16 protein-coding genes are annotated in these 18,649 nt (G+C 53.4%); 9 read left to right on the top strand and 7 right to left on the bottom strand.

Features of this window, described 5'->3' with window-relative positions:
• Positions 1-124: 124 nt before the first annotated feature.
• Positions 125-931, bottom strand: coding sequence for a TatD family hydrolase (locus tag WHS46_02710; protein MEJ5347587.1), 807 nt, complete (start codon positions 929-931; stop codon positions 125-127).
• Between the two features lie 354 nt (positions 932-1,285).
• Here WHS46_02710 and WHS46_02705 point away from each other — a divergent pair, with 354 nt between their 5' ends.
• The 6 genes from WHS46_02705 (at position 1,286) to WHS46_02680 (ending at position 9,481) form a co-directional block, all read left to right on the top strand.
• Positions 1,286-3,580, top strand: a complete 2,295-nt coding sequence (locus WHS46_02705) for a vitamin B12-dependent ribonucleotide reductase (GenBank protein MEJ5347586.1) — start codon at positions 1,286-1,288, stop codon at positions 3,578-3,580.
• Between the two features lie 122 nt (positions 3,581-3,702).
• Complete coding sequence (nfi, locus tag WHS46_02700) at positions 3,703-4,392, top strand: deoxyribonuclease V (GenBank protein MEJ5347585.1); 690 nt, start codon at positions 3,703-3,705, stop codon at positions 4,390-4,392.
• A gap of 1,016 nt (positions 4,393-5,408) precedes the next feature.
• A complete protein-coding gene (locus tag WHS46_02695; protein MEJ5347584.1) occupies positions 5,409-6,536 on the top strand; it encodes a 4Fe-4S dicluster domain-containing protein in 1,128 nt (375 codons plus the stop codon).
• A complete protein-coding gene (locus WHS46_02690) occupies positions 6,533-7,393 on the top strand; it encodes an FAD/NAD(P)-binding protein (protein ID MEJ5347583.1) in 861 nt (286 codons plus the stop codon). Before WHS46_02695 ends, WHS46_02690 begins: the two co-directional genes overlap by 4 nt.
• Before the next feature lie 50 nt (positions 7,394-7,443).
• Complete coding sequence (locus tag WHS46_02685) at positions 7,444-8,208, top strand: hypothetical protein (GenBank protein MEJ5347582.1); 765 nt, start codon at positions 7,444-7,446, stop codon at positions 8,206-8,208.
• Positions 8,192-9,481 (top strand): nickel-dependent hydrogenase large subunit, encoded by a 1,290-nt coding sequence (locus WHS46_02680; protein ID MEJ5347581.1) that lies wholly within the window; start codon positions 8,192-8,194, stop codon positions 9,479-9,481. Before WHS46_02685 ends, WHS46_02680 begins: the two co-directional genes overlap by 17 nt.
• A 298-nt stretch (positions 9,482-9,779) precedes the next feature.
• Here WHS46_02680 and WHS46_02675 read toward each other — a convergent pair whose 3' ends face one another.
• From WHS46_02675 to WHS46_02665, 3 genes are read right to left on the bottom strand one after another with little or no spacing between them, the layout of a single operon-like run.
• Positions 9,780-10,295, bottom strand: a complete 516-nt coding sequence (locus tag WHS46_02675) for a 3'-5' exonuclease (GenBank protein ID MEJ5347580.1) — start codon at positions 10,293-10,295, stop codon at positions 9,780-9,782.
• Between the two features lie 38 nt (positions 10,296-10,333).
• Positions 10,334-11,107, bottom strand: coding sequence for an alpha/beta fold hydrolase (locus tag WHS46_02670; protein ID MEJ5347579.1), 774 nt, complete (start codon positions 11,105-11,107; stop codon positions 10,334-10,336).
• 23 nt (positions 11,108-11,130) lie between these two features.
• Positions 11,131-11,832, bottom strand: a complete 702-nt coding sequence (locus WHS46_02665) for a methyltransferase (protein ID MEJ5347578.1) — start codon at positions 11,830-11,832, stop codon at positions 11,131-11,133.
• Between the two features lie 745 nt (positions 11,833-12,577).
• On the opposite strand from WHS46_02665, the gene WHS46_02660 reads away from it, so the two are divergent.
• On the top strand, positions 12,578-12,991 hold the full coding sequence (locus WHS46_02660) for a hypothetical protein (protein ID MEJ5347577.1): 414 nt from the start codon (positions 12,578-12,580) through the stop codon (positions 12,989-12,991).
• A 202-nt stretch (positions 12,992-13,193) separates the two neighbouring features.
• Here the strand turns inward: WHS46_02660 and WHS46_02655 are convergent, their stop codons facing one another.
• From WHS46_02655 to WHS46_02645, 3 genes are read right to left on the bottom strand one after another with little or no spacing between them, the layout of a single operon-like run.
• A complete protein-coding gene (locus WHS46_02655; GenBank protein ID MEJ5347576.1) occupies positions 13,194-13,976 on the bottom strand; it encodes a macro domain-containing protein in 783 nt (260 codons plus the stop codon).
• A gap of 28 nt (positions 13,977-14,004) precedes the next feature.
• Entirely contained in the window at positions 14,005-15,597 is a 1,593-nt protein-coding gene (locus tag WHS46_02650; GenBank protein MEJ5347575.1) for an MBL fold metallo-hydrolase, read from the bottom strand.
• A gap of 13 nt (positions 15,598-15,610) precedes the next feature.
• Complete coding sequence (locus tag WHS46_02645; protein MEJ5347574.1) at positions 15,611-16,429, bottom strand: CheR family methyltransferase; 819 nt, start codon at positions 16,427-16,429, stop codon at positions 15,611-15,613.
• Positions 16,430-17,076: 647 nt separating this feature from the next.
• Here WHS46_02645 and WHS46_02640 point away from each other — a divergent pair.
• Together WHS46_02640 and WHS46_02635 are read left to right on the top strand one after the other, a co-directional pair.
• Positions 17,077-18,189, top strand: coding sequence for an Sfum_1244 family protein (locus WHS46_02640; GenBank protein ID MEJ5347573.1), 1,113 nt, complete (start codon positions 17,077-17,079; stop codon positions 18,187-18,189).
• A gap of 222 nt (positions 18,190-18,411) precedes the next feature.
• Positions 18,412-18,649: hypothetical protein (locus WHS46_02635; GenBank protein ID MEJ5347572.1), on the top strand; the 238-nt coding region annotated here is incomplete at its 3' end.

Below are 18,649 nucleotides of genomic sequence, written 5' to 3'. Positions count from 1 at the left end.
CCTTGACAGCCTAGATGTTTGCCTGAAAACGATTCCAAAACATTCCGTCGGTAACTGTTTTCAAGGCGATACACATCGGTACGCTCTTAAAGGACCTACTGCATGGATTCATTCAAAAAACGTTTCAAACGCAGCGGGCAAAACCGAAAACCCTTTCCGCATTGCGACTGGTCGCCTCGGCTACCACCTCGAAGGAACACCTCCTCAATTCCGCTATCTTTTCCGCCGTGTAGCGCACAAAGGCGGGTTCATTGGGTTTTCCTCGAAAGGGAACCGGGGTGAGATACGGAGCATCGGTTTCCAGCAAAAGACGGTCCAAAGGAGCTTTTTGCACCACAAGCTGCTGCTCTTGGGCGTTTTTGTATGTGACTGTTCCTGGAATGGAGAGATAAAACCCCATATCCAGACAACGAACGGCGATTTTCCAATCTCCGGAAAAACAATGAAGCACGCTGGGTCGAAGACGGTCCACATAGGGGGCCACAATCTTGAGAAAGTCTTCGTGGGCTTGCCGAATGTGAAAAACTGCGGGTTTTCGGCATTGTACGGCCAGTTCCAATTGCTGTTGCAAACACACCTTTTGGCTAGGCCGCGGTTGTCTGTCCCGGTAATAATCCAGCCCCATTTCTCCAATGGCCACCACTTTGGGATCAGAGGCCAAATCGGCCAGCTTTTGCAGTTCCTCATCCGAGAGTTTGTGAGCACCGTGAGGGTGCTGCCCCACCGTGGCGTAGACGTGCGGGTAGCGTCGACTGAGTTCAACAGCGGCCCGGCTTGTTTTTTCATCAATTCCGATACTGATGATCACGGCGACCCCAGCCGCGCGACACCGTTCAAACACCCCCTCCAAGTCAGTTGAAAGTTCTGGAAAATCCAAATGCGCGTGGGTATCCACAAGCCAAGCATTAGAGGATTCTGTCACGTGAGACATTCGATCACCGTTCCTTCGAAGGACCAAAAGAAAACCTGTTCCGGACTACAACGTGGACAACATACCTTTAGTAGCGCCAAGGCGCAATGATCTTGCCGTCGGCGAAAGAAACCGGGACACCCAGGGGCCAAGCGTCCAGGGCTTCTGCAAAAGAAAAAAAACTTCTTGAGGCGATCCCTATTTTTTCCATGGAATCTAAGTGTTTACCCGTGACTTTTTGGAGTCAATGGGTTCTTCTTTTTTTGCCATTGCACCGATCCCCGTATACAATGTGATGCCCCTTATCCATAAGGAGCCCACATCTCTGGTACAGCATTTTGTCTTTTGCGAATTGCCTAAGGGAGTTACGAAGTCATGACGGATGAACGCTTGGTAGACGCCGCCCTCAACGAAAAGGCCAAGGACGTGTCGCGAAACTCGGTTCCGACCGGAGAGTCGACCATGAAACGCGCCAAACGCTCTGCCCTTCGAAGCTCGATACCTTTGACCCCCAATGCCCTAGTTGTTTTAAAGAAACGCTACCTGAAAAAGGACGAAAAGGGCGAGGCTGTAGAAACTCCGGAAGAACTTTTTTGGCGGGTGGCTCGAGCCGTCGCTGAAGCGGACGCTCTCTACGGAGCGACGGAAAAAGAAACGGCGGAGACGGCGCAGCGTTTCTATGCCCTCATGACTTCCTTGGACTTCTTGCCCAATTCCCCCACACTCATGAACGCCGGAACCGACCTGGGCCAGTTGTCGGCGTGTTTTGTGCTTCCCGTAGGTGATTCGCTGGAAGAAATTTTTGAAGCCGTCAAGCATGCCGCCAAGATTCATCAAAGCGGCGGCGGCACAGGCTTTTCCTTTTCGCGGCTTCGTCCTGAAGGTGATGTGGTCAAGAGCACCAACGGTGTTGCCAGTGGACCTGTGAGTTTTATGACCGTTTTTGATTCGGCCACGGACACCATCAAGCAGGGAGGACGACGACGCGGTGCCAACATGGGCATTCTGCGGGTGGATCATCCGGACATCGAAAAGTTCATTACCTGCAAGCACGACAATGATCGGCTCACCAATTTCAACATCTCGGTCGCTATCACGGATGCCTTTATGCGTGCCGTGGAAAATAATGAGGACTACGACCTGATTAATCCGCGAACCGGCGCCCGCACCAAGACCCTGTCGGCACGCAAGGTTTTCGATCAAATCGTTCAGTCGGCATGGAAAAACGGGGAGCCCGGCGTCATTTTCATTGACGCCATCAACCGCCATAACCCTACCCCTCACGTGGGGATAATCGAAAGCACAAACCCTTGCGGTGAACAGCCGCTACTGCCTTACGAATCGTGCAATCTTGGATCCATCAACCTGTTCCATATGGTTCAGGAAGGCAGCATCAACTACGAACGCCTTAAGGATGTCGTCTGGGAAGCGGTTCATTTCCTCGATAATGTCATCGACGTCAACAAATACCCTTTGGCCAAAATTCGAGAAATGACGTTAGCCAACCGCAAGATCGGACTTGGCGTCATGGGCTTTGCGGATATGCTCATGGCCCTTGGTATTCCTTACAACTCCGACGAAGCCGTTGCGGTAGCTGAAGAAGTGATGGCTTTTATTCAAAAGGAATCTAAAGAGGCGTCGGCCCATCTGGCCACCAAAAGAGGGAACTTTCCTAATTTCAAAGGATCCGTCTATGATCCCGAAGCTGGCGGCAGCTATCCGTTCATGAGGAATGCGACCACGACGACCATAGCCCCTACGGGAACTATCAGCATTTTGGCGGGGTGTTCCAGTGGCGTAGAGCCTGTGTTTGCCATCACCTTTATTCGAAAGGTGCTGGATGGTGAAGAACTCCTGGAGGTGCATCCCCTTTTTCAAAAAGTGGCTCAGGAGAAAAGATTCTATTCCGAAGGCCTCATGAAAAAAATTGCGGCTCGAGGAAGCCTGCAAGCTTTTTCTGAAATTCCGGAAGATGTGCGCCGCGTCTTCGTCACAGCTCACGATATTGGTCCCGAATGGCACATACGTATTCAGGCGGCCTTTCAAAAATACACCGACAATGCCGTCAGCAAGACCATCAACTTTCCGAACAGCGCGACGCCTGAAGACATTTACAACGCCTACTTTCAGGCTTTTAAGGCCGGATGCAAGGGCCTGACCGTCTACCGGGACGGCAGTCGAGATGTGCAGGTGCTTAACATTCAGAAAAAACCCGAATTTCGTCAGGTGGAGCCCAGGCCGCGCCCTGATAAGACCATCGGGGCTACCGAACGCATCAATACGGGCTGTGGAAAACTTTATGTCACCATCAATCGGGATGAATACGGCTTTTGTGAAGTGTTCGCTCAGATGGGCAAAGCCGGCGGTTGCGCCTATTCCCAGATTGAAGCCACAGCACGGCTTATTTCTCTAGCTTTGCGTTCTGGAGTGCGTATCGAGGCCATCATTCGCCAGCTCATGGGGATTCGATGCCCGTCGCCCATCTGGCAAAACGGAGAGCAGATCCTTTCCTGCACGGACGCCATTGCCAAGGTCCTGAACCGGCATGCTCAAGCCAATGTGGCTTCTGCAACGCAGGAGATGGGAGCCTGCCCCGATTGCGGAGCTTCCGTGGAATACGACGGAGGATGTATCGTGTGTCGAGCCTGCGGCTTTTCAAGGTGCGCGTAACACAGCACCGCACCTGGCGTTTGGACCAATGGCTCTTTTTCAGGATAGGACAGTCGGCAGCAAGGGTGAGCGAGGAAACTGCCACACACTGAGCCGAGACAAAGGTTCTCCATAGAGGTCCCGTGGATCGGTTATCACCGAAAGAAGCTCGTGCCCTTCAGGAAAAGCTTGCGGGCAGGGTGTGCCTGCGTCACTTGCCGGTTTCCTTTTCCGTTCTGGGTGCGGCTGACCTCTCTTACATCAAGGAAACCAACCAACTTATCGCCGTTATCATGACGTTTTCCTGGCCCGACCTTAAGCTTTTGGAAACGGTGCACGTGCAAGCGGATATTCGCTTTCCGTACGTGCCCGGGCTTTTGAGTTTTCGGGAGATACCGGCTGTTTTGAAAGCCTACGAGCTTCTTCGACGCCCTCCGGACGTGTTTTTGTGCGACGGCCAAGGGCTAGCGCACCCACGGCGCTTCGGTCTAGCATGTCACCTGGGAGTTCTTTTGGAAAAACCAACTGTTGGCTGCGCCAAGACACGACTTTGCGGTGACCATGAGCCGTTGGGGCTGGAACGTGGACAAAGACGGCCTTTGTGGCTCGAAGGTATGCAGGTCGGCTACGTGTACCGATCCAAAACGGGAGTCAAACCCCTTTATGTTTCCCCAGGTCATTTGGCTGACTGTGATTCGGCTCTTCAGCTTGTGGAAAAGTGTATCGGTCGTTATCGTCTTCCGGAACCTCTGCGAGCCGCCCATCATGCCGCCACGATGTTGAAACACAGGAAGCTTCGTGGAATTGGACCATCCACACCGCGGGGCGCATGAAATGCGCCAATCAAAACAATCCAAATGTTACGGTTTTACCGAATATTTCAACCCCCACCGTAGGGCGCATGAAATGCGCCGATGATACGCGACTTTCGGACCATTGTATGACGCTCCGGTAAAAGCCCACACCGTAGGGCGCATGAAATGCGCCGATGAAACCGTCGGCCGTAAGCAATGCACCCATGCATTCCGGGAGATGGCGCATTTCGGCTTCGCCTCCATGCGCCCTACAGACTACAATGTATCGGTCGTTATCGTCTTCCCGAACCTCTCCGCGCCGCCCATCATGCCGCCATGATGTTGAAACACAGGAAGCTTCGTGGAATTGGGGCATCCACACCGTAGGGCGCATGAAATGCGCCGATGAAACCGTCGGCCGTAAGCAATGCACCCATGCATTCCGGGAGATGGCGCATTTCGGCTTCGCCTCCATGCGCCCTACAGACTACAATGTATCGGTCGTTATCGGCTTCCCGAATCTGTGCGCGCCGTTCACCATGCCGCCACGATGTTGAAACAATTGAAGGTTCGTGGAATTGAAGCGTCCGCACCGTAGGGCGCATGAAATGCGCCAATCAAACCAATCCAAATCTCACGGCTTGACCGAATACTTCAACCCGCACCGTAGGGCGCATGAAATGCGCCGATGAAACCGGGATGCTGCGGAAGCGTCCCACAATGTGGTGTTGCTGTTCTATATCTTCGCACCGCCCGTTTCCGACCTTTTCCGTTTTGTGTGAAAAATTGGTGCACCGTTGACGTGTGACAATCGACACGGAGGGAATGGTCAGAAACCGTCGTTGAAAACGGGACGGACACATCGGTCCGCCTCTACCGGGCGCAGACAAGAAGGACACCGAGGTTCCTCTGTTGAGGAGGAAGGTATTTCATGAGAACGCTCGAAAATGTGCGGAACAATGCCGGGCGAGCCTTGAGAGGACTTGCCGAACCGAAGGCTGCATGTTTTAGTGAGTTTAATTTTTGATACGAGCCGATAAGGGGGAATGTCTTCCATGATTACAGCGACGATACCAAAACAAGACCTTCCCCGGCTCTTCGATGCTCTGCATGACGCCTTTACAATTATTGGTCCTAAGGTGAAGGCCGGTGTCGTGGTCCTCGAGGAACTGGATACTTTCCAGGACATGCCCCTGTCCTTTGAAGATCGGCAGGCTCCAGGGTTTTATCGACTCGACCCCGGCGACGGAAGCCTTCTTTTCTCCTTCTCCCTTGGCCCTGATTCTTTTAAACGTTTTCTTCATCCTGCCGTGCGCGAAGAATACATTGCTAAAAGATCCAGGGGGCGACTTCAGATGCTGCCGACATCAGGAGCGCCTGCACTGAAACCTTTGGCGTTTTTCGCCATGCGAGCCTGCGATTTGGCAGCCCTTCACATTCTCGATAAGGTTTTCCTTAAAGGGCCTGTTAAGGACCGCCGCTACGAGGCGGTTAGAAACAATATCTTTATTGTAGCTGTGAACTGCGTTCGCCCCGGCGAACAGTGCTTTTGCCACTCCGTGGGCACAGGTCCTGAAGCCCGCTGTGGTTATGACATCGCGCTCACGGAACTTGAAAATGCCTTCCTTGTGGAAATCTCTTCACAGAAAGCCAAAGATCTCCTTCGAGGCATCCAACTCACCCATGCCGACGAAAAGCACCAAACCGAAAAGTTTCAAAGAATGGAATACTGCATCAAGCATATACCCAAGATGATTCAGGTGAAGGATCTGCCTCGCATCATCTTCAACCACCTGGAGCACCCCCGATGGGCCGAAACGGCCATTCGATGCCTTGGCTGCGGGAATTGCACACAGGTGTGTCCCACATGTTTTTGCTCAACAACTCATGACAAGGTTCCTTTGGCGTGGGTTTCCAAGACATCAAGCGTTGTGTCCTCCACAAGAATCCGAACCTGGGATTCCTGCTTTTCGGTCAATTTCGCCAGGGTGCATGGAGGCAACTTTCGGCCGTCGCGAAGAGCCCGCTTTCGACATTGGGTGTCTCACAAGCTGGCTTACTGGGTCGATCAATTCGGGACCTTGGGATGCGTCGGCTGCGGACGCTGTATCACCTGGTGTCCGGTGGGTATCGACATCACAGAAGAATGCAAAGCCCTTGCATCGGCAAGGAGCACGCCATGACCTATGACGCCATGCTTCCTTTTGAAACGACCATTCGCTGGATCAAAAAGGAAACCCGGGATACCTTTAGCTGTGCCCTCAAGATTACCAGCCGGGACATCGCCAAAAGCTATACGTTTCAACCGGGCCAGTTCAATATGCTGTCCCTTCCCGGCATCGGGGAAGCTCCCATATCCATCAGTTCCGCTCCCAAGGATAGGGAAATCCTGCACACCATTCGAATTGCAGGCGATGTGACCACCCATCTTTCTAAGCTCAACGTTGGAGATGGAATCGGCATGAGAGGCCCCTTTGGAAACCACTGGCCTCTCGATGAGGTCGAAGACCGCGACCTGATGATCATCGCAGGAGGATTGGGCATTGCCCCGCTGAGATCCGTCATTCGCCATATTGTCCTCGAAAGTTCCCGTGGTGCCTTCTCCACATGTCCTAGTCTGCCCGGTAAAAAGATTCTTCTCTACGGTGCCAAAACCCCCAAGGATATTATCTTTCGGGACGAGTTCCCTCGATACAAGGACATTTTTCAGGTGTATCTGACCGTGGACAAGGCGGACCCCGAAGAATACTGGAAAGGGGAAGTGGGGTTGATTCCGGTTCTTTTCAAGAAATTTTCCCTGGATCCATTGCGAAGCGTCGTTTTCATGTGCGGGCCGGAAGTGATGATGACCTCTCTGGCCAGGGATCTCACCGCCAAGGGCGTTCCTTCGGAAAAAATTTTTGTGTCCACGGAAAGAAACATGAACTGCGGTACCGGGTTCTGCGGCCACTGTCTGCTCGGGCCGAAGTTCGTATGCAAAGACGGCCCTATCTTTCGCCTGAGCGATATCGAAATGTTTTGGGACGTTCGTGAAATTTGATCTGCGTTTTCACACTCACGGGTTCGAATGTGACAAAAGGCCAAAAAGCCATGAAAAAACCTCGGCTCGGTATTTTTAAATTGACTTCCTGCGACGGTTGCCAGCTCACCGTCCTCAATCTGGAAGACGACCTGGTGCGGCTCGTGGACCTGTTCGAAATGGCCTATTTCCCTGAAGCGATGGACAAGCCCCTGCGGGGAACGCTGGACTTGGCTTTGGTGGAAGGATCTGTCTCTGTGCCGCGACAAAGAAACACGATTGTGGAAATCCGGGAAAGATCTCGACACCTGATTGCCATGGGCTCCTGCGCCACTTCCGGCGGCCTGCAGGCCTTAAGAAACTGGGCGAACCTAGCGTCTTATAAAGCCTCAACCTATCCATCACCTCAAGCTGTTCAGGCTTTGTCCACATCCACACCCATCAGCGAACATGTCCACGTGGACTATGAGCTCTACGGATGTCCCATCACCACTCAGGCCCTTTCCGAAACCTTGGTGGCCTTCCTGCTGGGAAGACGCCCCATGCTTCGCGGATACAGTGTGTGCATGGAGTGCAAAAGGCATGGCATTCCCTGCCTTTTGGTGTCTCAGGGGCAGCCTTGCCTTGGGCCCGTGACTCGGGCCGGCTGTGAGGCTTTATGCCCTTCCCTGGAAAGACCCTGCTACGGCTGCTTTGGTCCCAAAGAAGATGCCAACGTGGATGGGCTTCTCGCGTGGTTTGAAAAGATGGGGCTTAACGCCAGGGAATGTCAGGCTCTTCTGGACAAAATGAACACCTATACTTTCAGGAAGGCACGCCTTGAAAGCCGATCGTAAGATCATCCACGTTCCATCACTGGCTCGAGTGGAAGGTGAAGGGGGAATCTTTATCGAGATTCGTCACGGAGCTCCCACTCAGGTCCACGTCACTATTCATGAGGCACCTCGGTTTTTCGAAGCCTTTCTGATCGGTCGCCCTCATGAAGATGTTCCGGATTTTACGGCGAGAATTTGCGGCATTTGTCCGGTGGCTTACCAGATGTCGTCGGTGCATGCCTTGGAAAAAATCTTCGGCATCCAGGTGGAAAAACCTCTTCGAGACCTGAGGCGTCTTCTTTATTGCGCCGAATGGATCGAAAGCCATGCCCTGCACATGTATCTGCTGAATGGTCCCGACTTTTACGGCCTCAACAGTGCTTGGGAATCCAAAAACGAGCAATCCATCTTGGCGCGAGGCGTTCGCTTCAAAAAATTGGGCAATGAACTTCTGGCCGTTCTCGGCGGACGATCCGTGCATCCTGTGTCCGTCCGTGTTGGTGGCTTTACGCGCACACCGTCAAAGAAAGCCTTGCTATCCCTGGCACCGAAACTGGAGACCGCCTATGAAGAGTCACTGAAGGAAATTTCTTGGGCGGCTTCCCTTCCTTTTCCGGAAACGGCATGGGACACGGTGTGGGTGTCTCTTGTCCACGATGAAGAATACCCCATGAACGAAGGGACCATGGGCTTTTCCACCGGTGAGACATTTTCCATGGACGCCTTTCTTGAGACCGTCATCGAATTTCAGGTTTCCCATTCCACGGCGCTTCATGCCGGTAGGATCCGCGACGGGTCTCAGACCCCTTACATGGTAGGACCTCTTTCCCGCCTTAACCTCAATCACGCCAAACTTCCAACGGCCATTCAAAGCGCTCTGAAAGATGCCGGCATTTCGGTTCCCATAAGAAACACGCGCATGGCCATTGTGGCTCGAGCCGTGGAATTGGCTTATGCGTTTTATGAGGCCCTAAGAATTATTGCCGACTATGAAGAACCTGATCGGGCCTTTGTCCCCTACGAACCTGTGGAAGGGGAAGCGGTCTGGATCACCGAGGCCCCTCGAGGCAGTCTCATGCATCGTTACCGAGTCGGCAGCACGGGACGGATCGAAAGCTGCACCATTATCCCACCCACATCGCAAAATCTGGCCCATATGGAAATGGATCTGCGCCTGTTTCTCGAAAGCTTCGCGAGTGAGCCGACTGATGTTCTGCGCAGGGAAGCCGAAAAGATCATTCGCTGCTATGATCCCTGCATTTCCTGCGCTGTGCATGTAATTTCCCTGATCTGAAACAATATTCTAATTGCGACCTGAAGCCGGAAAGCCGTCCAAGAACGCAAAAGGACCACCGTGAGAATGCCTTTACGGTCGGCGCACGGTACATCGTGCCCCGACGAATCTGATACGTCCCATTTTACGGAAACGTAGACCTCTGGCCCGCTGATCATGCGGTCGGAACGCCTCGTGAAAATAGTGAACCAAAGGCTCGCGTTCCCAGATGAAAAATTCGTTCTCAAATAGCCTTGTTTGTTTTTGATCTGTGGAAACACAGCATGGGTGCCGTTTTCTTGGAAACTGAGCCTGTGTGTCAAGGCTCGATGCCTCTGGCATGAAGGACGATTCGGGCACAGGCTTCTGCATCGGAGGCGGCGTCGTGGTGCCTTAGGTCGATGCCCAGATGACGGCAGACATCGGGTAGCTTGGTGGGATAAAGACGCCAGCAACGCCGAGCCAGTTGGACGGTGCAAACAAAAGGTATGGAAGGCATGGGTAGATTGTAGGTGGCACAGCATGCCTGCAGCACAGATCGATCAAAGGAAGCGTTGTGGGCTGCAAAAAAGAAGGCCCCTTGAGTCAGCTCTTCCAGTTCCGGCCAAATTTCTTTAAAAGTGGGCTCATGCCGTACGTCCTTCCACGTGATGCCGTGAATATAGGTAAAGACAAAGTTGGGCGTCGGAGGCCGAATCAATCGAAAGGCTCGACGAACGATTTGATGATCCTGCACCTTGACGATGGCGACGGCGCAGGCGCTGTTCCGATCCGGGTTCGCCGTTTCAAAGTCGATGGCCACAAAGTCCTGCTCAATCAAAGGGTCAAGAGACAACTCCTACTCCTCACCGAATAGAAATGTGTTTCAGCCTTTTACCTTTCCATGAGCTTGGAAAACAACCAAGAGGCCGTCAGCTCCGTCGCCTTGGCTCGAACTTGGGCATCGGTCAACCGGTGATCGGCATCTTCCAAAAGAATCAGCCGTTTTTCCTCCGAGGCCGCTCGATACAAGACCGTGGCATGGTGCCACGGAACCAACTCATCCTTTGTGCCGTGTAGAACGAGCACATTGGAAACAGAAGGCAGGGCATCTATGGAGTTCGGGGTTCCCAGAGGAAGCTTGGACGGCCAAGCGGGTTCCAGTTCCAAAGGTCTACGATTTGAACCGGCACCGATGTCATGCAATCGAGCCGGAGCCGCCCACACAGCTGTAGCCTTTATCCTTTCAGGAAAACGCCCAGAAAAAACATAACTCAGAAACCCTCCAAGGCTTGACCCGAAAAGACCCACTACGGGTCGATCTCCCCAAGGACGATTCGGCCCGCAAACCCAATCCACCACACTCTGAAGATCATCCAACCGGGTCTCCAACAGGCTTCTTTTAAAGCTGCATGTATTTTCACCGCAGCCCGTAAAGTCAAAACGAAGAACCCAGAGCCCCTCCTCGGCCAATCTTTCGCCCATTTGCACAAATTTCGGGCTGTCTTTCGCGCTCAAGAGCCCATGACAACAGATCACGACCCCAGGGCTGCCATGACCGAACGCTGCAGACCTTGTCGGGGAATGCACCACCGCAGGCACGCACCCTCGCTTCGAAGGAACGCACTCTTTAAAAACGAAACCCGGCTGCTTCACCCTTGAATCCATACCCATGCCTTTTTATCCATTGTTCAGGATCGCATCGTTTCACCACGGCGTCGAATAGCGTAAAGCGCTACACCGGAAATCTCGTCATGGCCTTCAAATGGAATGATCTTTTCCTTGTAGGCGAATCGAGTGACCAGCTCGGCAAAGAAACCCGGAGCTTGAAGTTGGGTGTTTTTGGCAAGAAAGATGGTGCCGCCAGGAACCAGAGCCTGGTCCAGGAATCGTACCAGAGCCGGATACGTGGCGCGGTCATAAACCACTTCCGAACCCACGATGACATGATACGGTTCTCCGACAAAGGTGTCGTTCCAGTCTATCCGCTGCACATCTGCGACACGTTCGCAGCCGTTCAAAAGCACGTTGGCCTTGGCAAACAGCAAAGCATCTTCATTGATGTCGGACAAGGTGACCCGATGGCCCTTGGAGGCCATAAAAACCCCAAGAACACCGATCCCTGTGCCGATTTCCAGGATGCGACGGCCTGGAACGACAGGCTGATGCGCCCAGTAGCTCGCCATGACAAAGGAAGCTTCCCAAACCTTGGCCCACAAAGGCAGGTCTTCTAAAGTGAGATAATCCCTTTGGGCCAATTCCCCGACGTAGTCTTCAAAATCGGCCATTTGCAGAATACGTAGAGTGTCCGAACCGATTTTGACTTCAACTGTTTCTGTTCGGTACTTGGCCCCAAGGGCGGCCAAAATGCGATTGAGTTCTCCGTTGTGCACGTTTTCCTCCATCGTCGTGAAATCGTGAAATCGTGAAACGTCAATCGTGAGGTCGTAACCTCGTGAAAGCACGGGCTGGTGGCGTGGTGAAGCGGGCCTTGTGTCCCTTGGAAAAAGGCGAACGGTCTGTTGAAAAAGGGCCGCGCAAGAACCTGTCTCAGAAAAGCAAAAGGCGATGGTTTTGCTGGAAGCGAGGGCCTTCAGCCGGCCATTGGTGCGGGCGGGACGCCTTCTCTTCCAAGAAAAATGCCTTCTTGAAAAAGATCGTCGAAGACTGAGAGACGTCGAGTCCAATTCCGAAGGCCGCAGTCGTGAAAGCGTGGGTGGGAAAGATGGTTTCATGGGTTGGAAACGGTCCTGATTTCGTGATGCAGAGGATGGTGACAACACTGCTTGCCTTGAGCCAAGGGCTGTTTTAAGTTGACTTCGACATGAACCTCTAGGGGAGACCCCATGCGACCGCCCACAATACTGACCCCGACCACCGAGCCGGCCCCATTGGCCATGGGCCACTCCCAAACTCCGTAGGGGCGGACCGGTATGTCCGCGCCAAAACATCCGGCAGGGGGACGTTTTCGGGCGCTCGCATCGGTACGCCCAGACAAGGAGACGTTGGTAGGGGCATGGTCCATGATTTTGCGCAAAGAATGCGGCAATGCCGATTCTCGTTTCGGTCCATCCGCCTTCACCTGTACGGGCGGTCCCATGGGTCCGCCCCCCAATTCCAATGAGTCAGGAGCCGACCATGGCAGTTTCGATTCCTTTTCGAGAAGGCACCTATCTTATTGAAGACTCTTACCTGGTCACGCCTCTCAATCGTTCCGTGAGACTTACCGAGGGCATCCTGGAGGTTTACAACGACGCAGTGGGGCAAAAGCACCTGCGCGGTCGAGCTTTTGTGCACAACGTTCTCTTGGTCGCCCTTTTGGAAGATGAGGAATCCTTGGACCTGATTTTGGACCTGGGGCATGGTTTTCGATACCGCTTGCCGCAACCTGTTCTTCAAGCGGGAAAGATCTTTGAACCCCGAACTAGTTCCCTCGTGCATTTCGCCCCTTCCGTCGACCTGCTACCCCTCACTGACACCGATTACGACACGCTGCTTTCCAGTTTAAAAGTGCTTCAGCCTGAGGACGGCTTACGCCTTCCCGCAGCTTAAGGACCTGGCCGCAAGGCATCCTTGCTCCGAGAGCCCGGGCCGCCCTTGCGTCCAAGGAGCGGGCCAAAGGCCCGCGCTCCCAACAATAGCAAGGGTGGTAGGGGTACGGCGCGCCGTGTGCTCAGAGTGCAGCCTGGAACAATGCATTCCAAATTATCGGAGAGACCCTAGAGGAATGCGGACATGCATCGGTCCCTATGGATCATAAAGATTGCAGCGTCTTTTGAAAAAGATTTAGATCCTCCTGAGACCACAAGCAAAAAACCACCCGTTCCAGGCTTGTGTCCTCTTCGGCCAAGAAACGCAGCACGGTTTCCAGCATGATCTTGGCGCACAAATCTTTAGGAAATCCAAAAATACCCGTGCTGATGGCCGGAAACGCCATGGACCGCAGCCCTTTTTCCGTCGCCCGGCGCAAACTGTTCATGGTGGCCTGCCTGAGTTTTTCTTCTTCGTTGCCTTCGCCCCATCGAGGGCCCACGGCGTGAATGACGTAGCGGGCTTTGAGGCGCCCACCGGTGGTGACCACAGCACCGCCCACGTGAGTGCCCCCGATGCGGTTACATTCCTCCTGGATTTCCGGCCCTCCTTTAGTCCGTATGGCCCCAGCCACACCACCTCCTAGAATCAAATCGGCGTTGGCGGCATTCACAATAGCCTCAGTGTCCATTTCAGTGATGTCGCCTTGAACGAGGACCACAACCTTATCGCCCACCTTCCTTTCCATGGAGACACCTCCCTTATCCTGACACCAAGACTCCACAAGGCGCTCAACGGCTCGATCCAAAGGAAGCCAGCCGTCATCAAAAGGAAACACCACAAAGGAGCCACCGTGTTCCCAACGACGTAGCTGCGCTCTTTCCTGAAGAAGATCCCGCACCCTGTCCCGACACGACGGTGGAACCTGCTCAAGAGCCTGCGCTAACTGCGCTTCCAGGATCTTTCGTTCCCGATGCTCCAACCACTTTTCCATTTCCCCCTGCACGGCTCGCTCCTTAAGATTGCACCCCCTTTTAGGCTTTTCCCGCATAACGTTCCAGGGTTCGTAAGAACACGCGAACAGCCGCTTCCAATTCTTCCCGAGCGTCGGTATCTAACCGGTCCGCCCAGGATTCCAGGCGGCGTCGTGCGGCGGCAACTCGGGCTTCTACCGTCGCTAGGACTTTGTCCCAGTGAGGATGCACGACCGCAGGGGCTATCGTCGGCTGTACAGCTTCTTCAAAGAGTAGGATCTGGCCTATAGAAGGAACAATGGTTTCAAACTTCAACCGCTCACGAACCGTTTGGGCAAAAACAGCGGCGATGTCTTTTTCACCGTGGATCACCACCACCTGGAGTTTCGGGTTGGTGAAATGGGAAAGCCATTGAAGAAGCTCCTCTTGGTCGGCATGGGCCGAAAAGCCGCCGATGGTAAAGACTTTGGCACGCACCATGATGTCTTCCCCAAAAATCCTGACGGTTTTCGCCCCTTCGATGAGGCGTCGTCCTAAGGATCCTTCGGCCTGATACCCGACAATGACCAAAGAACAACCGCGACGCCATAGATTATGTTTCAGATGGTGCAAGATGCGGCCCGCCGTGCACATGCCGTTTCCGGCGATGATAATCGCCGGGCCTTTGAGTTCGTTCAAGGCCTGGGAATCCTGAGCCGTTCGAGAAAAGACCAGTTCCGGAAAATCAAAGGGATCTTGGCCTTGATTGATGATCTCTTGGGTTTCCTCGTCAAACTCATGTGCCATTTGCCGAAAAATTTCCGTGGCGGCGATGGCCAAGGGACTGTCCAGATATACGGGAAGACGAGGGATGGTGCCTTCACGAAAGAGCTGCCCCAGAACATAAAGCACTTCCTGAGTCCGTTCCACGGCAAAGGCCGGAATCAAAACCTTTTGGCCATGTTCATAGCTGTAACGTACGGCCTCGGCCAGTTCCGCCACACTCTCTTTAAAACCCCGATGGCGCCGATTGCCGTAGGTGGATTCAATAAATAGGACGTCGGCTTCAAAAATCGGATCCGGATCCTTGACAATCAACTGATCCTTTCGGCCGATATCCCCGGAGAAAACGATCTTTAAGGCCTGGTTCGAACCCTCTTTCCAGAGTTCCAAGATGGAAGATCCTAGAATATGGCCTGCATTTCGAAACCTGACACGAACCGCGTCGGATAAGCTCAGAAACTCATTCTGAGAGACCGGATGAAAAAGGCTGACGGTCTTTTCGGCATCCTCCGTGGTGTACAAGGGCGAAACCGCCTCTCGGCCTTTTCTCAAGTTCTTTCGAGTCTTCCATTCGGCTTCCATTTCCTGAATATGAGCGGAATCCAAAAGAAGAATACGACTCAGGGCCGCCGTAGGGGCCGTGGTGTAAATGGGACCTCGAAAACCATCCTTGACCAGTTTCGGCAAACGACCACTGTGGTCGATATGCGCATGGGTGAGCAGCACCGCCTGAAGATCGGCCGGATCGAAGGGCCAAGGTTGTCGATTCAATGCATCCATGGCCTGACCGCCTTGAAACAGGCCGCAGTCCACAAGAAACCGCTGGTCGGTTTCTACGAGAAAACAGGAACCGGTGACACATCCGGCCGCACCATAGGCAGTGACTTTCAAGAAAGCCTCCTTGTCAGGAAAAATCATTAAGAAAAGGCACTCTTCGAAAGAGGTGGGTGTCTGCAGCGCATGGAAGCAAAGGCCATGAACCCAAAGGCGGCTTTTCACGACTGCCCACAACCAGAAACCCTCCTTCCGCAAGAGAAGCCACGATGACCTCGAACGCTTTGTGTTGCACGGCACCTTCATAATACGTCAAAAGATTGTTTCGAAGAAACACAAGATCAAAGTCGTGAGCCGGAGGGTTTTCCGTCACCAAGTCGTGACATTGCCAGTGAATATCCTGCTTGAGTTCATCGGCAACAGCGAAAAGGTCCCCCTGTAGGGGGCGAAACCACGCCGCTTGACGCTGCGCGGAAACCTCCTTGAGGCTGCTTCGGTGATAAACGCCATGTTTGGCCGGCTCCAACATTCCTTCGTGGAAATCCGTAGCCCACAGTTCCAACCTCGGAACAAGGGCAGCATGGTGCGCCCATTCGTGCCAAAGAATTTTCAGGCTGTAGACTTCTTCTCCGCGAGCGCATCCTGCACACCACACGCGAAGCGTCTCCCCGCTCCAGGTGCAAACACCGGGAAGCACCTGCGTTTCCAAAACAAGCCAAAGCCTTTGATCTCGAAAGAATCGGCTGATGGGAACCGCCAGAGCGCGTCGCACCTCTTCCCGAAGACGCCCATCTTCGGAGCACCGATCCAGAAGGTCCGTCACGGTAAATAGTCCCCGCGCTGTCATCAAGGCGGTCAAACGTCTTTTCGCCCCTTTGCGCACCTTGCGGTATCCGCTCCAGAGCAATCCAAAGGCCTTTAAAACGTTGAGAAAATCAGCGTCATTCATGGGGGTCGACCCGATTTTACCGTTTATTGAAAGGCAAGCTTGTGGGTTTCTGCCTGTACCCTATGCGTGGTGCACCGGTACGTCCGTTCCAAAGGATTCTCGTGCCTCAATGCCTTAGGGACGGACATATCGGTCCGCTCCCCAAGGGGGGCCGAGTCTTTATTCCTGAACGCAGGGGCTTCCCGCGCCCATCATGAGCGTGACTGGAATCGAGCTTCCGGGTAAGCCGAGGTCTTTTTTCATTTTGGGACAAGCTTGCAGGTTTTTGCCGGTGTCCCATCTGTAGGGGCAGACATATCAGCCCGCTCGACATGGAAAGGGCAACCGACAATATATCCCTGGAAACACGGGCATTCCATCCGCATAAACGGCAGGTGGAGGTCACGAGCTCCCAGGAAAGCAAAGATCTTGGAGCGTAGGAGCCAAGCGGTGCATCGCCTCTTCGTCGTGGCCTGCAACGGCTCATTTTAACTAAACTCAAGGACAAGCTTCCAGCGCCATCAGCAAAGGTCAATCTCGCTCAACGTCTTCGAGCGCCACAGGTTTTCCAAAGTGGATTTGCGCACATCTTTTCTTTCGCCTTGCACGCGTTATACTCAGTCGAGTCTAACTGGCGGGAAAACTTTTAGCACAAAGCGGCGCTTTCCATGGAAACCCTTATAAAACTTCAAGAACAGGTCCTGGCCAATTGCCTTATCGCCGAAGCCAACTATGCCGGCACCTTTTCCCTATGCGGCCTGGTTCTTCGGCTTCGAGATTTGTTCAAATGGGAAAAGGGCCTTTTGCCTTGGGCGGAGCCCGAACCTTCGGTGCTTTTGGAATGGATCGAACACAGGGAATCTTCGTGGGATCCCTGGATGGAAAAGAATTTTCAGCCTTTGGTTGTGAATGGGATGACTGTGGATCCCTTTGATGTGGAGGCCGTCAACGACCTCCTGGCGGGCACGGGAATGGTTTATGGAGCGGGGTTCGTGGAAGGGTTGAGGCCCAGTTTTTTTCTTGGAACCATTGAAGAAACCTGGGAAATAGACGGCGCCGTTGTGTTTGTCGTTGCGGAGGAGCTGGTCCGGGACGTGTTTGCGGCACCCGCCATGAGGCAAGGACCTCGCATTTACATACGCCGCCAACCCATGCTCGCCTTTCTGTGGGATCAAATCTTTGAAATGAGGCCTTCCGCCCGATCGGCCCTTGCTTTCGCCTTTGCTGTCTACGACCTCAATGTGGCCGATGTGGCTCGAAACCCCGCGCGATACGCCGACCAACTCAAAACCATCGCTCGAAACCAGCTCCACACGTGGATCTACCATGAACTGGGCGAGTTTCACGAAGAAGCCTTTCGCGGCCATATGTGGCACGATATTGTCGCTTCCTACTCAAACACTCCTATTGAAATTTATGCCAGGGTGCTCAAAGACCTGTGTGCCGACACCGACGACAAGGGGCTTCTCACACACATTATTGAAGACAAGAACCGCGCCGCCCTCGCCTTTTACGTGGCATTTCTCAGGCCTTTCACGCGATTGATGTTTCCTGAAATTCTTAAGGCCTTTCAAAAATTTAAGAAGTTCCAAAATTGGGAACTCATTGAAGCGGCCCGCCAGCAAGGCAAACAAAAGTTTCATGAAATGGCCGCCATGCTGGTTGCCTTGCACCAGGAACATCAACACATCGGAATCGACCGTGCCAGAGATAAAATTCTCGAACGTTGCATTGCCCCACTAGGTCTCCTGAAAAAAGCAACCCGGCCGGATGCCGTCTAGGAATTTGTCCAAAAAGTCTCAATACATCGTCGTTCATGCCGTCTCAAGGTAGGGGCGTGGCTCGCCTCATCCTAACAGACCAGAACATGGATAAATTTGTAAATTAGCCAGGAAACGCTAGTGTAGGCAAATGAGAAGCGGGGCTTCTTGACGACGGCACATCTTCCCTTTTAGGATTGAGAACACGTGGAGGAAAGATAAAGGTGACGGGAGGCGTAGGGTATGGAGATAAAAGAAGCCATTCGCGCGGCCCTACAGGAGCTGATTGTGCCCGAGCTGGATCACATCCGACGGGAACAGTCACAGATGAGAACACACTTGGAAGCCGTGCACAAACGCCTTGACGATCTCAACGCCCATCTGGTGGATCAGAGCAGACGTATTGACGGCATCCGAGAGGAACTGACGCAACGCATCGATCGCGTTCGTGAGGAGTTGACCCAGTCCATTCACGGTGTTC

This window comes from Desulfosoma sp. (assembly GCA_037481875.1).
GTDB lineage: Bacteria > Desulfobacterota > Syntrophobacteria > Syntrophobacterales > DSM-9756 > Desulfosoma.
Note: the sequence above shows the minus strand (reverse complement) of the source record. Positions and strands in the feature narration are given on the sequence as shown.

Bases quoted from the DNA above. Each gene is read 5' to 3' on its own strand.
- WHS46_02710 (MEJ5347587.1), bottom strand. From the start codon at position 931: ATGTCTCACGTGACAGAATCCTCTAATGCTTGGCTTGTGGATACCCAC.
- WHS46_02705 (MEJ5347586.1), top strand. From the start codon at position 1,286: ATGACGGATGAACGCTTGGTAGACGCCGCCCTCAACGAAAAGGCCAAG.
- WHS46_02695 (MEJ5347584.1), top strand. From the start codon at position 5,409: ATGATTACAGCGACGATACCAAAACAAGACCTTCCCCGGCTCTTCGAT.
- WHS46_02690 (MEJ5347583.1), top strand. From the start codon at position 6,533: ATGACCTATGACGCCATGCTTCCTTTTGAAACGACCATTCGCTGGATC.
- WHS46_02685 (MEJ5347582.1), top strand. From the start codon at position 7,444: ATGAAAAAACCTCGGCTCGGTATTTTTAAATTGACTTCCTGCGACGGT.
- WHS46_02670 (MEJ5347579.1), bottom strand. From the start codon at position 11,107: ATGGATTCAAGGGTGAAGCAGCCGGGTTTCGTTTTTAAAGAGTGCGTT.
- WHS46_02660 (MEJ5347577.1), top strand. From the start codon at position 12,578: ATGGCAGTTTCGATTCCTTTTCGAGAAGGCACCTATCTTATTGAAGAC.
- WHS46_02645 (MEJ5347574.1), bottom strand. From the start codon at position 16,429: ATGAATGACGCTGATTTTCTCAACGTTTTAAAGGCCTTTGGATTGCTC.
- WHS46_02640 (MEJ5347573.1), top strand. From the start codon at position 17,077: ATGGAAACCCTTATAAAACTTCAAGAACAGGTCCTGGCCAATTGCCTT.